The sequence below is a fragment of the Geodermatophilus sp. SYSU D01105 genome (assembly GCF_054050095.1).
This window is the reverse complement of sequence record NZ_JBJGYR010000017.1, coordinates 116,084-131,300: the sequence shown is the minus strand read 5'-3', so window position 1 is coordinate 131,300 and position 15,217 is coordinate 116,084. Positions and strand designations below refer to the sequence as shown.

Here is a 15,217-nt window from a genome sequence, read left to right as displayed (position 1 = left end):
CCCCCCCCCCCCCCGCCGGGGGGGGGGCCGAGCCACCCCCCCCCCCCCCCCCCCCCCCCCGCCCCCGCCCCCCCCCCCCCCCCCCCCCCCCCCCCCCCCCCCCCCCCCCCACCGCGTGGTCGGCGCCCGGAAACGGCTCCGCGGCGGCCGGGAACCGCACCTGGTGGCGGGGTCGGCCGGTAGGCCGACAGGTCAGTCGGCCTCGGTGGCGCGGCCGGTCTCCCCGCGCCAGGTGGCCAGCCGCCCGGCGCGGCTCACCGCGCGCAGCCGGCGCTCGGCCTCGGGGCGTGACCGGCGGGCCGACACCAGCAGCGCCTGGTCCCCGCGGATCAGCCGGGTGGTCGGGCCGGGCACGAACGACCGGCCGTCGCGCACGATGAGGACCACGGCGGCGTCCTCGGGCAGCCGCAGCTCGGGCAGGTACACGCCGTGCAGGCGGGACCCGGCGGGCACGGTCAGCTGCAGCAGGTCGGCGTCCAGCTCGTCGAGCGGTGCGGACTCCACGTCGATGTCCCGCGGGGTCACCGGCGCCGCGATCCTCAGCCGCCGGGCCACCCAGGGCAGCGACCAGCCCTGGATCAGGGTGAAGACGACGACCAGCACGAAGACCGTGTCGAAGATGCGGGTCGCGCCGTCCACCCCCGCGGCGACCGGGAAGGTGGCCAGCACGATGGGCACCGCGCCGCGCAGCCCGGCCCAGGAGATGAACGCCTGCTGGGCCAGCGGGATCCGGAACCACACCAGGCTGGCCAGCACCGACGCCGGCCGGGCGATGAGCAGCAGCGCCCCGCCGACCAGGAGGGCCGGCAGCAGCGCCTCGTCCAGGCGGGTGGGCGACACGAGCAGCCCCAGCAGGACGAACAGGCCGATCTGCGCCAGGGAGGCCATGCCCTCCGCGAAGCCGATGCTCGCCGACCGGTGCGGCAGCGCGCGGTTGCCCAGCGCCACCCCCGCCAGGTACACGGCGACGAACCCCGACGTGTGCGCCAGGTCGGCCAGCGCGAAGGCCAGCACGCACAGCGCCAGCGTGGCCAGCGGGTAGAACCCGGCCAGCGGCAGCGCGACCCGGCGCAGCAGCTCCGCGCCCCCGAGCCCGACGGCGACCCCGATCGCCGCGCCCCCGACGAGCTCGGCGACGATCTCCACCCCGATGAGCCACCACGGCTCGCTGCGCTCGCCGGTCAGGTAGGTCGCCAGCGCCGTCACCAGCAGGATGGCGGGGGCGTCGTTCAGCCCGCTCTCGGCCTCGATGGAGGCGGCCAGCCGGCGCGGGAGTGGCAGCCGGCGCAGCGCGGCGAACACCGCCGCCGCGTCGGTGGACCCGATCACCGCCCCGAGCAGCAGGGCGAAGGCCCAGGAGAAGTCGAGCAGCCAGACGGCGATCGCTGCGGTGACGCCGACGCTCACCAGGACGCCGATGGTGGCCAGCGCCAGCCCGGGGCCGATCGCCCGCCGGACGTCGTTCCACCGCGTGGTCAGGCCACCCTCAGCGAGGATGACCACGAGCGCGGCCACGCCGAGGGTCTGGGTGAGCTGCACGTCCTCGAACTCGACGCCCAGGCCGTTCTCGCCGAGGAGGACGCCGAGGGCCAGGTAGAGGAGCAGGCTGGGCAGGCCCAGCCGGTCGGCCAGGCGCAGCGCGACGGCGGCCACGAGGACGACGACGGCGCCGAGGGCCAGCCCGAGGGTGACCGTCGTGTTCACCGCGCGCCCCTGACCACCTCCGCAGTCTCCCGTACCCCCGTTGCGGAGCCGTTCCACGACCCGGTCGACGCCTCGGGGACAATGGGGGGCGTGAGCTCTCCCGGTCCCTTCCGCGCGCTGCCCCCGCAGGTCGACCTGCCCGCCCTCGAGCAGGACGTCCTGGGCCGCTGGGAGGCCGACAAGGTCTTCGCCCGCTCCCTGGAGGCCTCCGCCGGCCGCCCCCAGTGGAACTTCTACGAGGGCCCGCCCACCGCGAACGGCCGGCCGGGCACCCACCACATCGAGGCCCGCGCGTTCAAGGACGTGTTCCCCCGGTTCAAGACCATGCAGGGCTGGCACGTGCCCCGCCGGGCCGGCTGGGACTGCCACGGCCTGCCGGTGGAGATCGCCGTCGAGCAGGAGCTGGGCTTCGCCGGCAAGCCGGACATCGAGCGGTACGGCATCGCCGAGTTCAACGCCCGTTGCCGCGAGTCGGTCGAGCGGCACGTCTCCGACTTCTCCGACCTCACCCGCCGGATGGGCTACTGGGTCGACCTGTCCACCGCCTACTGGACGATGGACCCCGCCTACATCGAGAGCGTCTGGTGGTCGCTCAAGCAGGTCTTCGACAAGGGCCTGCTCGTCGAGGACCACCGGGTCGCCCCCTACTGCCCGCGCTGCGGCACCGGCCTGTCCGACCACGAGGTCGCCCAGGGCTACGAGTCGATCACCGACCCCTCGGTCTACGTGCGGCTGCCGGTCACCAGCGGCGAGTGGGCCGGCAAGGCCGACCTGCTGGTCTGGACGACGACGCCGTGGACGCTGCCGTCGAACACCGCCGTCGCCGTCCACCCCGACGTCACCTACGTCGTCGCCAGGCACGGCGAGGACACCCTCGTCGTGGCCGAGCCGCTGCTCGGCGCCGTCTTCGGCGACACCGACGACGTCGAGGTCCTGGCCCGCACCCCGGGCCGGGAGTGGGAGCGGGTGCACTACCAGCGGCCGTTCGAGCTCGTGGACTTCCCCGAGGGGGAGGACGCGCACTTCGTCGTCCTGGCCGACTACGTGACCACCGACGACGGCACCGGCCTGGTGCACCAGTCCCCCGCGTTCGGTGCCGACGACCTCGCGGTCTGCCGCGGCTACGGGCTGCCGGTGGTCAACCCGATCGACTCCACCGGGCACTTCCTGTCCGACGTGCCGATGGTGGGCGGCCGGTTCTTCAAGGCCGCCGACGACGAGCTGGTGACCGACCTGGCCGCGCGCGGGGTGCTGTGGCGCGAGCAGCGCTACGAGCACAGCTACCCGCACTGCTGGCGGTGCCACACGCCGCTCATGTACTACGCGCAGCCGTCCTGGTACATCCGGACCAGCGCGGTCAAGGACCAGCTGCTGGCGGAGAACCAGAAGACCTCCTGGCACCCCGAGCACATCCAGTGGGGCCGCTACGGCGACTGGCTGCGCAACAACGTCGACTGGGCGCTGTCCCGGGACCGCTACTGGGGCACGCCGCTGCCCATCTGGCGCAACGACGCCGACCCGAGCCGCATGGTCGTCGTCGGGTCCCTGGCCGAGCTCTCCGAGCTGACCGGCCGCGACCTGACCGGCCTGGACCCGCACCGGCCGTTCATCGACGAGGTCACCTTCACCCGCCCCGGCGAGGAGGGCACCTACCGGCGGGTGCCGCAGGTGATCGACGCCTGGTACGACTCCGGCTCGATGCCCTTCGCCCAGTGGGGCGCGCCCTACCGCAACCAGGCCGAGTTCGAGGCGGCCTACCCGGCGCAGTTCATCTGCGAGGCGATCGACCAGACCCGCGGCTGGTTCTACTCGCTGATGGCCGTCGGCACGCTGGTGTTCGACCGGAGCTCGTACGAGAACGTGCTGTGCCTGGGCCACATCCTGGCCGAGGACGGCCGGAAGATGAGCAAGCACCTGGGCAACATCCTCGAGCCGATCCCGCTGATGGACCGGCACGGCGCCGACGCCGTCCGCTGGTTCATGCTCGCCGGCGGCTCGCCGTGGTCGGCGCGGCGCGTGGGCCACGAGACGCTGTCCGAGGTGGTGCGCAAGGTCCTGCTGACCTACTGGAACACGGCGAGCTTCTTCACCCTCTACGCCGAGACCAACGGCTGGGACCCGGCCGGCACCCCGGCTCCGCCGCGGGCCGAGCGGCCGCTGCTGGACCGCTGGGCGCTCGCCGAGCTGGCGGCGGTCACCGACGGCGTGACCGCGGCGCTGGAGGACTTCGACACCCAGGGCGCCGGCCGGCTGCTGGCCCAGTTCGTCGACGACGTCTCCAACTGGTACGTGCGCCGTTCCCGCCGCCGGTTCTGGGACGGCGACCCGGCCGCGCTGGCCACCCTGCACGAGGTGCTCGACGTCCTCACCCGGCTCATGGCGCCCTTCACGCCGTTCGTGACCGAGGAGGTCTGGGCACGGGCGGTCGCGCCGGGCCTGGCGGACGCGGTCGACAGCGTGCACCTGGCCTCCTGGCCGCAGGTGGACGCCGCGGCCCGCGACGACGGGCTGGTCGAGCAGGTCGCGCTGGTGCGCCGGCTGGTCGAGCTGGGCCGCTCGGCCCGGACGTCGGCCAAGGTGCGCACCCGCCAGCCGCTGGCCCGCGCCGTGGTCTCCGCGCCGGGCTGGTCGGACCTCCCCCGGGACCTGGTGGCCGAGGTGGCCGACGAGCTCAACGTGGCCGCGCTGATGGACCTCTCCGCGGTCGGTGGCGACCTCGTCGACGTGAGCGTGAAGGTCGACTTCCGGGCCGTGGGCCGTCGCCTGGGCAAGCAGGTGCAGGCCGTCGCCAAGGCCGTCGCCGCGGCCGACGCGGCCGCGCTCGTGGCGGCCTACCGGGCCGGGACGGCGACCGTCGACGTCGACGGGGCCCCCGTGCCGCTGGAGGAGGGCGACCTCGTCGTGACCGAGACCCCCCGGGAGGGGTGGACCGTGGCCAGCGGCGGCGGGCTCACCGTGGCGCTGGACCTGGAGCTGACCCCGGAGCTGGAGCGGGCCGGCCTGGTCCGCGAGGCGGTCCGGCTGGTCCAGGAGGCCCGCAAGGGCAGCGGCCTGGCCGTCAGCGACCGCATCGAGCTGTGGTGGACCGCGGGGGACGCCCCCGACTCCCCCATGGCCCAGGCCCTCACCGAGCACGGCGCCCAGGTGGCCGACGAGGTGCTCGCCGTCCGCGTGCACGCCGGCACCGCGGGCGAGGGCGAGGGGGTCGAGGGCCCGTCCGGGTCGCGCTTCTGGATCGCCCGCGCCGAGCGCTGAGGGAGGGCCCCGTCCAGGGCACCGCCGCGGGCCTGCGAGCGGTGGGTGGGACGGGGTCCTCCCGGGGGTCGGCCCTCAGTGCCCGCGGGTGGACCGGCGGGAGCGCTCGGTCTGCGCCAGGTGGTGCACCGGCCCGCAGGTGGCGCACGGGGTGAAGCCGTCGGCGCGTGCCTCGGTCATGGGCAGCGGCACCGCCGTCCGGCCGGCCAGGTGCGGGCAGCCGGGCAGGTGGTAGCGGGGGTGCTCGTCGACCACCAGCACCTCGTCGAGCAGGTCCACCACCAGGAGCAGGTCGGTCACCTCGACGTCCTCCTCGGCCGGCTCACCGTCGGCCGCCGGGCGGGGCACGGCGGCGTGCGCGCCGGTGGACGGCCCGTCGTCGTCGAGGTCCGCCCTCGGCGGGGCGACCGCGGCCTCCTCGGCGGGCAGCCGGTCCTGTGCCCGCACCGCCGGCCGCCCGTGCGCCGGCGTCCGCGGCTCCTCCCGGACCCACCGGTCCGGCTCCGGTGAGCGGGGCGGGGCGTCGAGCACGCGGGCGTCGGGGTCGGCCGCCTCCCGGGCCGTCCCGACCCGCAGCAGCACCAGCAGGACGGCGGCGAGGGCACAGGCGGCCACGCACGCCCAGTACAGGGCCGTGACGCCGGTGGCGAGCCCGCCGACGAGCGACCCGAGGCCGATGAGCACCAGCAGGCCCGCTGCCAAGATCACGCGCAGACTGTAGCCGGGCCCGCACGCGGTGCGCCGGGCCCCCACCCGACCCCGGGACGGCGACGGGCCCCCGGACGTCGTCCGGGGGCCCGTCGGTCACCCCTCACCGGGAGGGGCGGGTGTTCAGGCGGGGGCGTGCTGGTTCTGCCGGCTGTTGGAGGCCGGCTCGGCCGAGCCGCGGCTGTCGAGGTCGCGCAGGTGCGACTCGAGGTAGGACCGCAGCCGGGTGCGGTACTCGCGCTCGAAGGTCCGCAGCTCCTCGATCTTGCGCTCCAGGCTGCTGCGCTTCTCCTCCAGCGAGCCCATGACCTCGGTGTGCCGGCGCTCGGCGTCCTGGTCGAGGGCGGCGGCCTTGGCGCGGGCCTCGCGCTCCATCGTGTCGGCGCGCGTGCGGGCGTCGCTGATCATCGAGTCGGCGCGCATCTTGGCCTCGCTGACCATCTGCTCGCTCTTGGCCCGGGCGTCGCTGACCATCCGCTCGCTGTTGGTCCGAGCGGAGACGACCATCTGGTCGGCCTGGGCCTTGGCCTCGTTGACGTACCGGTCGGCGGTCTCGGTGGCCAGGGCGAGCATGCGCGAGGCCCGGGCGCTGTCGTCCTCCCGGGGGGCGGCGGCCGGCGGGGGCGGCGGCGCGGCGGCCGGAGCGGGCGACTCGGGGGCCTCCGCGCGCGGCGTGCGGCCGGTGGCCGAGCCCGAGCGGAGCTCGTTGTTCTCCTCGATCAGCCGCGCCAGCTCGGCCTCGACCACGTCGAGGAACGCGTCCACCTCGTCCTCGTCGTAGCCCCGCTTGCCGATCGGCGGCTTCTTGAAGACGACGTTGTGCACGTCGGCAGGCGTCAGTGGCATCGGGGTCACCTCGGGTCGGACAGCGGGAACAGGGACGTTCTCTGACGAGCGACGGCGGACCGCACCCAGCCCCCGGCGTCGCCCTCCCCGGCAGGTTCAGGGGTCACGCGGTGGCGGCGAGTGAGGTCGTGATGCCACGCAGGATGTACACGGCAATCAGGAGCACCATAAACCCGAGGTCCAACCGGATGGTGCCCAGGTTCAGGGGCGGGATGACCTTCCGGACGGCCTTCAAGGGCGGGTCGGTGGTCGCGTACACGACCTCGAGACCGGCGGCGACGATGCCGGAGGGACGCCAGCTGCGCGCCAGCACCATCACCCAGTCCACGACGAACCGCGCGAAGAGCAGGACGAGGAAGACGAGCAGCACCGACGAGACGATCTGCCAGAAGAGAGCCACGGTCCTCGCTCGTTCAGGGCACCTCGCGTGCCGGTCCAGTCCTGCCGGTGACCTCAGGACTCGTCGAAGAACCCGCCCTCGCGGATCCGCGCCTTGTCCTCGGCCGTCACGTCGACGTCCCTCGGGCTGAGGAGGAACACCTTGTTCGTGACGGGCTCGATGCTACCGCGCAACCCGAAGATCAGTCCCGCAGCGAAGTCGACGAGCCGCCGCGCGTCGGCGTGGTCGAGCTCGGTGAGGTTCATGATGACCGGGCTGCCGTCCCGGAACGCCTCCCCGATCTGGCGGGCCTCGTTGTAGGTCTTCGGGTGCAGGGTGGTGATCCGGTAGGGCTGCGGCGCCGGAGCGGGAGCGGGAGCAGGCGCGGGAGCCGGCGCCGGGGCGGGCGCCGGCTCCGCAGCGGCCGCGGCGGCCAGGCCGGCCGCGGTGGACCCGCCGGACCCGGTGCCGGAGGTGCCGCCGGCGCCCGTGCCGGACAGGCCCCCGAGGCGGGAGGGGCCGGGGGTGGCCGGCGCGAGTCCGAGGTTGCGCGTGGACCCGACGCGGCGCGGCAGGACGACCGGCTCGGGGTCGGGCTCGGGCAGGTCGGCCGGGCGGTCGGCGTCGTAGTCGCCCTTGCGGAAGTCGGGGTCGCGGAAGTCGGCGTCGCGGTAGTCCGAGTCACGGAAGTCCGACTCGCGGTAGCCCTCGGACCGGTAGTCGGTGTCGGCGTAGCGGTCGCCGACCTCCGCGTAGCGGTCGTCGTAGCGGTCCTCCGAGGCGTACCGGTCGTAGCGTCGGCCGTCCATGCGGTCGTACCGGTCGGCGTGGTCGGGCTGCCGGGCGTCGTACCGGCCGTAGGCGCGGGCGTCGTCGTCCTCGACGAGCCCGAGGTAGATGCCCATCTTCCGCATGGCTCCGGCCATCGGCCCTCCCCCTCCGGTTCCACGAGCGGTGCTCGCGTCGATCACGCGGGCTGGTGAGGCCCGTGTGACTGGTGTGACTCGTCCTCCGGGGAGGGTAGGGGCCGCTCCCCGAAGAGCGCGGTTCCGACACGCACGAGAGTGCTGCCGGCCGCGATGGCCGCCTCGAGGTCGGCGGTCATCCCGGCCGAGATCTCGCGCGCGCCGGGGTGGTCGGCCCGCACCCGCTCGGCCAGCTCCGCCAGCCGGGCGAAGGCCGGGCCGGGATCGGCGTCGCGGGGCGCCACCGCCATGAGGCCGCGCAGCCGCAGGCCCTCCTCGGCGGCGACGGCGTCGGCGAGCCGGGGGACCTCGGCGGGGTCCGCGCCGCCGCGCGCCGCGAGCTCGCCCTCGGGACCGCCGAGGTCCACCTGGACGAAGACCTCGACCGGGCGGCCCAGGTCCACGCCGGCCCGCGCCAGCGCCCCGGCGAGGGAGAGCCGGTCCACCGAGTGGACGACGGCTCCCAGACGGGCCACCGCGGCGGCCTTGTTGCGCTGCAACTGGCCGACGAAGTGCCAGCGCACCGGGAGTCCGGCCAGCTCGGCGGCCTTGGCGGTCAGCTCCTGGGCGCGGTTCTCGCCGAAGTCCTCCTGCCCCAGGGCGGCCAGCTCCCGGACGGCGGAGGCGGGCCAGGTCTTGCTCACCGCGAGCAGGGACACCGCGGCCGGGTCGCGCCCAGCGGCCCGGGCGGCGGCGGCGATGCGGGCACGCACGGCGTCGAGCCGGTCCGCGGGGGTCGTCACGGAACGATCATGCCGCTGGCCGTCACCCCCGGGGTCACGGGGCTCCGGCACGCAGTGGCCCTAGGCGAGCCAGACGACCCCGGCCTGGCGGCCGGTGACCCCGTCGCGGCGGTGGGAGAACAGCCGGCGGTCCTCGAGGGTGCACCGCCGGTCGTGGACCACCTGGGCCACCCCGGCGCCGGCCAGCAGCTCGGCCACCCCGGCGCGCAGGTCCAGCCCGGGGGTCCCCCGGCGGGTGCGGACGGCAGCCGACGGCGCCACGCGGGCCACCTCGGCCTGCATCGCGCGCGGCACCTCGTAGCAGGCCCCGCACACGGCGGGGCCGAGCAGGGCGGTGACGTCGGCCGGCCGGCTGCCCAGCCGTTCCATGGCGGCCAGCGCGGCCGGGACGACGCCGCGCCGGACACCCTCCCGTCCGGCGTGCACCGCGGCGACCACACCGGCCACCGAGTCGGCGAGCAGCACCGGCACGCAGTCGGCCACCAGCACGCACAGCACCAGGCCGGGCGTGCGGGTGACCAGGGCGTCGGTCTCTGGCAGCGGGCCGCGGACGGGCCCGTCGACCACGGCGACGCCGGTGCCGTGGACCTGGTCCATCCAGACCAGCCGGTCCTCGGCGACGCCGAGCTCGCGGGCCAGCCGCGCCCGGTTGGCCGCGACGTCGGCGGGGTCGTCCCCGACGTGGCCGCCGAGGTTGAACGACTCGTAGGGAGGACCGGACCGGCCGCCCCGCCGGTCGGTGACGACCCGTCGGGGTCGCACCGCCTGCGGGGCGGCCGGGGAGGAGCTCACGGCGTGGCCCCTGTCCAGGGGCCCGCCACGAGCCTGCGAGTGGTGGGGGGCACAGGCGGCCCTCCTGCAGGGGCCCGCAGCGAGCGTGCGAGCTGCGGGGGGCAGGAGGGTCCTCTCACTGGCGCAGGAACTCCGGGATGTCGAGCTCCTCCTCGAAGTCCTCGTCCGAGAGCGGCCGCCGTCCTCCGGCGGTCGCGCTCTGCGCGGGGGGCAGCGGCGGCACCGTGATGCCCGAGCCGGCGGGGCGGGCGGGCAGCTGCGAGGTCGAGGGCAGCGGAGCCGGCTGGACCGGCGGCGTCGCGGACGCCGAGCCGAGCAGCCGCTCGCCGGTCTGCGCGGGCCCTGCCGCGGTCACCGGCTGGGGGTGCACCGGCATGCGCGGGGCTGCCGGCGGGGCGATCGGGGCCGCGGACGGCACCGAGGCGATCCCGGCGTCCTTGCGGCCGGCCGGCTTGCCGCCGTCGAAGCCGGCGGCGATGACGGTCACCCGGACCTCGTCGCCGAGGGCGTCGTCGATCACCGCGCCGAAGATGATGTTGGCGTCGGCGTGCGCGGCGTCGGAGACCAGCGAGGCGGCCTCGTTGATCTCGAACAGACCGAGGTCCGAGCCACCCGAGATGGACAGCAGCACGCCGTGCGCGCCCTCCATCGAGGCCTCGAGCAGCGGGCTGGCGATGGCCTGCTCGGCGGCCAGGAGCGCCCGGTTGTCGCCGCGCGCGCTCCCGATGCCCATGAGGGCCGACCCGGCGCCGGACATGACCGACTTGACGTCGGCGAAGTCCAGGTTGATCAGGCCCGGCGTGGTGATCAGGTCGGTGATGCCCTGGACGCCGGAGAGGAGCACCTGGTCGGCGGTCCGGAACGCGTCCATGACGCTGACGTTCCGGTCACCGAGCTGCAGCAGCCGGTCGTTGGGGATGACGATGAGCGTGTCGCACTCGTTGCGCAGCTCCTCGATGCCCGACTCGGCCTGCACGGCCCGCCGCTTGCCCTCGAAGGAGAACGGGCGGGTGACCACGCCGATGGTGAGCGCACCGAGCTTGCGGGCGATCGAGGCGACGACGGGCGCGCCACCGGTTCCGGTGCCGCCGCCCTCCCCCGCGGTCACGAAGACCATGTCGGCGCCCTTGAGCACCTCTTCGATCTCCTCGCGGTGGTCCTCGGCGGCCTGCCGGCCCACGTCGGGCTGCGCGCCGGCGCCCAGCCCGCGGGTCAGCTCACGGCCGACGTCGAGCTTGACGTCGGCGTCGCTCATCAGCAGCGCCTGCGCGTCGGTGTTGATGGCGATGAACTCGACCCCCTTGAGGCCGACCTCGATCATCCGGTTGACCGCGTTCACACCGCCGCCGCCGATGCCGACGACCTTGATGACCGCGAGGTAGTTGTGCGGAGGTGTCATGTGGGGCTCCCGACCTCGACCCTCATCCTCAAGTAAAGCCTTATAGTTATGTCAACTGGGTCGACGCGGACGAAGTTAGATGGGGCGCCACAGGCCTCACAAACACCCTCCGGCGCCCGGCGTGTCGAACGGGCACGTCCTCACCATCCTCGGGGAACACACTGGTCACACCCGCATCACTGAACGTGACGGCGCGCGCCCGGAACGTCTCACGCACAGGTCGAGGGCCCCGACACACCGGGGAACGGGAACCGGGAAAAGTGATGTGGCGCGTCGGGCGTGTCGCGCCACCGCGCGTGTCGTCCCGGCCCTGATCAGGGCGGTCCGCAGCCGGGTGGACGCGCGCGTTCACTCCCGCGGGAGCCGGCCCAGGAGGTAGAACTCGTCGTTGGGCGGGATCGCGGCCCAGTGCGCCAGCCGGTTGGACAGGGCGAAGAGCGACACGATCGCGCCGACGTCCCACACGTCGTCCTCGGTGAGCCCGTGCGCCCGCAGGCCCGCGAGGTCGGCGGCGGTCACCGCCGCCGGCTCGACCGCCAGCCGCACGGCGACGTCGAGCACCGCGTGCAGCCGCGGGGACAGGGGCGCCTTGCGCCAGTCGACGGCGACCTGGTCGGCGATGTGCGGGTCGCGGGCGCGGATCCGGGCGATCGCCCCGTGCGCGACCACGCAGTACAGGCAGTCGTTGGCGGCGCTGGTGGCCACCACGATGACCTCCCGGTCGGCCTTGGACAGCCCGGGGGTCTCCTTGTCCATGAGGGCGTCGTGCATGGCGAAGAACGCCGCGGCCTCGGCCGGGCGCCAGGCGAGCGCGGCGAAGACGTTGGGCAGGAAGCCGGAGCGCTCCTCGACGTCGGCGTAGCGCTCGCGCAGCTCGTCGGCGAGCTGGTCACGGGCGGGGACGGGGAACCGGCTGATCGGCGAGGCATCCACCCGGCCAGCCTCCCGCGCACCGACGGCGGGCGGCCACCCGCCGGCCCTGTCCGGAGGCCGGCCGCGAGCCCGGCCCGTGGCCGACGGGGTCCTCGCTCAGCGCAGGACGACGGTCTCCGGCGCGCTGACGTCGATCGTCTCGGCGGGGTCCAGGGCGCCGGACTCCAGCTGGCCGAGGAGGGCGACGAGCACCTGCGCCTTGGCCGCGGCGTCCTCCGCGCTCCCCCACAGCACCGTGGTGTCGTCGTCCAGGGTGAGCGTGACGTCCTCGGGAGTGGTGGCCGTCGCCGCCGTGACCTCCGCCCGCACCTCCGCGGGCAGCGCGACCAGGGCGGCCAGCGCCGCGCGGGTCACCCGGTCCTCGGGCCCGGGCTCGGCCACGTCGAGCGGCACCACGCCCGAGGGCAGGTCGCCGGTCACCGTCTCGAAGAGCACCCCGTCGGCGTCGACGAGCGACCGGACGCCGTCCTGCTCGACGACGGCCACGGGCACCCGCTCCCGCACGGTGATGACGACGCTGCGGGGCCAGCCGCGGGCCACCTCGACCGATGCGACCTGGGGCAGCCGGGCGACCCGGGCCTCGGCCGCGTCCACGTCGACCCGCAGCAGCGGCGTGCCCTCCGCGATGCCGGCGACCTCGACCACCTCCGCGGAGGTCAGGCTGCCGGCACCGTCGACGTCGACCCGGTGCACGGCCAGCACCGGGCTCCCCCACACCAGCCAGGCGAGCACCGCGACGACGGCGACCGCGACGCCGAGCCGCACCACCAGCCGGCGCCGGCGGTCGGCGGGGGTGTCCCGGCGCGGCCGGCGGGGACGCCGCGCGGGACGGCGGCCGGGCTCGGGGCCGGCCCCCGCGGACCGGTCGCGGGTCGTCGTCCCCGAGCGGCTCACCGCGCCGGGACCGCCGGGTCGTCGCCGGACCCGCCGGTGCGGGCGCGCAGCGCCTCCAGCACCTCCGGGCCGACCATGGAGACGTTGCCGGCGCCCATCGTGATCACCAGGTCACCGGGGCGGGCCCGGTCGGCGAGGGCGGGCGCGGCGCCCGACCAGGAGGCCTCGAAGTGCACCCGCTCGGCCGGCAGCGGCACGGCGTCGGCGACCATCGCGCCGGTGACGCCCGGCACCGGGTCCTCGCGGGCGCCGTAGACGTCCATCACCACGACCTCGTCGGCCAGGCCGAGCGCGTCGCCGAAGCCGGCCGCGAACTCGCGCGTCCGGCTGTACAGGTGCGGCTGGAAGGCCACCACGACCCGCCCCCCGGCGGCCACCGCCCGGGCCGCCCGGAGCTGGGCGGCGACCTCGGTGGGGTGGTGGGCGTAGTCGTCGTAGACCCGCACCCCGCCCACGGCGCCCTTGAGCTCGAACCGCCGGTGCACGCCGCCGAAGCGGCCCAGCCCGGCGATCAGGCCCTCGGCGGGCAGGCCGAGCTCCAGCCCGGCCAGCAGGGCGGCGGCGCTGTTGCGCGCCATGTGCTCTCCGGGCACCCGGATCTGCACCCGGCCCAGGACCTCGCCGTCCAGGACGGCGGTCCACGCGGTGGCGTCCGGCCCGACCTCGATGTCGAGCAGCCGCAGGTCGGCGTCCTCGGCCGTGCCGTAGGTGCGCACCCGGGCCGGCGTCGGCACCCCCCGGAGCCGCGCCGACCCGGGGTCGTCGGCGCACAGGACGACGAACCCGGCGGGGTCCACCGTGCCGAGGAACCGGTCGAACGCGGCCTCGACCGCCGACAGGTCCCCGTAGTTGTCCAGGTGGTCGGCCTCGACGTTGGTGACGATCGCGCCGTAGGGGGCCAGGAGCAGGAAGGAGCGGTCGCTCTCGTCGGCCTCGGCGACGAAGACGTCGCCCCTGCCAGCGTGCGCGTTGCTGCCCGACTCGTTGAGGTCCCCGCCGATGGCGAACGACGGGTCCGCGCCGCAGGACTGCACCGCGACGGTGAGCATCGAGGTGGTCGAGGTCTTCCCGTGGGTGCCCGCGACGGCGACGCTGCGCTTGCCGGCCATGACCGCCGCCAGCGCCACCGCGCGTGGCAGGACCCGCAGGCCGCGCTCGCGGGCCGCGGCCAGCTCGGGGTTGTCCTCCCGGATGGCGGTGGAGACCACCACCGTGTCGGCCTCGCCCAGGTTCGCGGGGTCGTGGCCGAGGGCCACCCGCGCCCCCAGCGCGCGCAGGGCCAGCAGGGTCGGGGTGTCCCGCCGGTCGCTGCCGGACACGGTCACCCCGCGCGCGAGCAGGATGCGCGCGATGCCGCTCATGCCGGCGCCGCCGATGCCCACGAAGTGCACCGCGCCGAGCTCCTCGAGGGTGGGCACCGGGCCGCTCCAGGCGGCCACGTCAGCGGCGGCCACGGGCGACCTCCAGCACGATGTCGGCCAGCCGCTCGTCGGCGTCGGGCGCCCCGACCGCGGCGGCGTGCCGGGAGTACCCGGCCAGCGCGGCCGGGTCGGTGATCAGCGGGGTCACGTGTTCCTCGATCCAGGACGGCGACAGGTCGGCGTCGTCCACCAGCAGTCCTCCGCCGGCCTCGACCAGCGGCAGCGCGTTGCGCCGCTGCTCGCCGTTGCCGATCGGCAGGGGCACGAACGCCGCCGGCAGCCCGACGGCCGCGACCTCGGCCACGGTCACCGCACCGGCCCGGCACAGCGCCAGGTCGGCGGCGGCGTAGGCGAGGTCCATCCGCTCCAGGTAGTCGACGACGACGTACGGGGCGCTGCCCGGGGCGCGGGCGGGCACGGTCACGTCGGTGTTCTTGGGTCCGCGCGCGTGCAGCACCTGCACCCCGGCCGCGGTGAGCGCGTCGGCCGCCCCGACGGCAGCCCGGTTGAGGGAGGCCGCCCCCTGCGACCCCCCGAACACCAGCAGGGTGGGCCGGTCGGGGTCCAGCCCGAAGGTGGCGCGGGCCTCGGCGCGGCGGGCGGCGCGGTCCAGGCTGCTGATCGCCGTCCGGAGGGGCATGCCGACGTGCTCGCCCCCGTGCAGCGGTGTGCCGGGGACGGTGACGGCGACGCGCGCGGCCAGCCGGGCCCCGATCCGGTTGGCCAGCCCCGGCAGCGCGTTCTGCTCGTGCACGACGACCGGCACCCGCTCGCGGCGGGCCGCCAGGTAGGCCGGCAGCGCCACGTACCCGCCGAAGCCGACGACGACGTCGGCTGCGAGCTCGCGCAGCAGCGCCCGCGTCTCGGCGACCGATCGGCGCACCCGGCCGGGGACCCGGAGCAGGTCGAGGGTGGGCTTGCGCGGCAGCGGCACCGGCGGGATGAGCCGCAGGTCGTAGCCGCGGGCGGGCACCAGCCGGGTCTCCAGGCCCCGGGCGGTGCCCAGGCAGGTGATCCGCAGCCCGCCCTCGAGCGCGCCGCGGCGCAGCAGCGCGTCGGCGAGGGCGAGCATCGGCTCGATGTGCCCGCCGGTGCCCCCGCCGGCGAGGACGACGCTCGTGCTCACCGTGCTCCCTGGCTCGCTCCCGCGGGACGCTCCGCTCCTCGCTCGTTCCTCG

The 15,217-nt window shown here is 75.7% G+C and carries 13 protein-coding genes; 1 reads left to right on the top strand and 12 read right to left on the bottom strand.

The features are described 5' to 3' along the window. Positions 1 to 192: 192 nt before the first annotated feature. On the bottom strand, positions 193 to 1,704 hold the full coding sequence (locus tag ACI79I_RS17105; RefSeq protein WP_456993520.1) for a potassium/proton antiporter: 1,512 nt from the start codon (positions 1,702 to 1,704) through the stop codon (positions 193 to 195). Positions 1,705 to 1,794: 90 nt separating this feature from the next. Here ACI79I_RS17105 and ileS point away from each other — a divergent pair, with 90 nt between their 5' ends. Continuing rightward, positions 1,795 to 4,959 (top strand): isoleucine--tRNA ligase, encoded by a 3,165-nt coding sequence (gene ileS / locus ACI79I_RS17100; protein WP_456993519.1) that lies wholly within the window; start codon positions 1,795 to 1,797, stop codon positions 4,957 to 4,959. A 75-nt stretch (positions 4,960 to 5,034) separates the two neighbouring features. On the opposite strand, the gene ACI79I_RS17095 is transcribed toward ileS, so the two are convergent. From ACI79I_RS17095 to murG, 11 genes are all read right to left on the bottom strand, one after another. Next, entirely contained in the window at positions 5,035 to 5,667 is a 633-nt protein-coding gene (locus ACI79I_RS17095) for a hypothetical protein (RefSeq protein WP_456993518.1), read from the bottom strand. A 123-nt stretch (positions 5,668 to 5,790) separates the two neighbouring features. Continuing rightward, positions 5,791 to 6,513, bottom strand: coding sequence for a DivIVA-like cell division protein Wag31 (gene wag31 / locus ACI79I_RS17090; RefSeq protein ID WP_456993517.1), 723 nt, complete (start codon positions 6,511 to 6,513; stop codon positions 5,791 to 5,793). A gap of 103 nt (positions 6,514 to 6,616) precedes the next feature. Next, positions 6,617 to 6,913, bottom strand: a complete 297-nt coding sequence (locus ACI79I_RS17085; protein WP_456947520.1) for a YggT family protein — start codon at positions 6,911 to 6,913, stop codon at positions 6,617 to 6,619. Positions 6,914 to 6,966: 53 nt separating this feature from the next. Then, a complete protein-coding gene (locus tag ACI79I_RS17080) occupies positions 6,967 to 7,818 on the bottom strand; it encodes a cell division protein SepF (RefSeq protein ID WP_456993516.1) in 852 nt (283 codons plus the stop codon). A gap of 41 nt (positions 7,819 to 7,859) precedes the next feature. After that, positions 7,860 to 8,600, bottom strand: coding sequence for a YggS family pyridoxal phosphate-dependent enzyme (locus tag ACI79I_RS17075; protein WP_456993515.1), 741 nt, complete (start codon positions 8,598 to 8,600; stop codon positions 7,860 to 7,862). 60 nt (positions 8,601 to 8,660) lie between these two features. Continuing rightward, complete coding sequence (gene pgeF, locus ACI79I_RS17070; RefSeq protein ID WP_456993514.1) at positions 8,661 to 9,392, bottom strand: peptidoglycan editing factor PgeF; 732 nt, start codon at positions 9,390 to 9,392, stop codon at positions 8,661 to 8,663. Between the two features lie 115 nt (positions 9,393 to 9,507). Further along, on the bottom strand, positions 9,508 to 10,791 hold the full coding sequence (gene ftsZ / locus ACI79I_RS17065) for a cell division protein FtsZ (protein ID WP_456993513.1): 1,284 nt from the start codon (positions 10,789 to 10,791) through the stop codon (positions 9,508 to 9,510). A 348-nt stretch (positions 10,792 to 11,139) separates the two neighbouring features. Beyond that, the gene (locus ACI79I_RS17060; protein WP_456993512.1) at positions 11,140 to 11,724 is read right to left on the bottom strand and encodes a peroxidase-related enzyme; all 585 of its coding nucleotides are present in this window, start codon (positions 11,722 to 11,724) and stop codon (positions 11,140 to 11,142) included. Between the two features lie 96 nt (positions 11,725 to 11,820). Further along, complete coding sequence (locus ACI79I_RS17055; protein ID WP_456993511.1) at positions 11,821 to 12,618, bottom strand: cell division protein FtsQ/DivIB; 798 nt, start codon at positions 12,616 to 12,618, stop codon at positions 11,821 to 11,823. Continuing rightward, on the bottom strand, positions 12,615 to 14,072 hold the full coding sequence (gene murC, locus ACI79I_RS17050) for a UDP-N-acetylmuramate--L-alanine ligase (protein ID WP_456993510.1): 1,458 nt from the start codon (positions 14,070 to 14,072) through the stop codon (positions 12,615 to 12,617). Before murC ends, ACI79I_RS17055 begins: the two co-directional genes overlap by 4 nt. Beyond that, on the bottom strand, positions 14,059 to 15,165 hold the full coding sequence (gene murG / locus ACI79I_RS17045; protein WP_456993509.1) for an undecaprenyldiphospho-muramoylpentapeptide beta-N-acetylglucosaminyltransferase: 1,107 nt from the start codon (positions 15,163 to 15,165) through the stop codon (positions 14,059 to 14,061). The genes murC and murG overlap by 14 nt, the downstream gene beginning before the upstream one ends. Between the last annotated feature and the right edge of the window lie 52 nt (positions 15,166 to 15,217).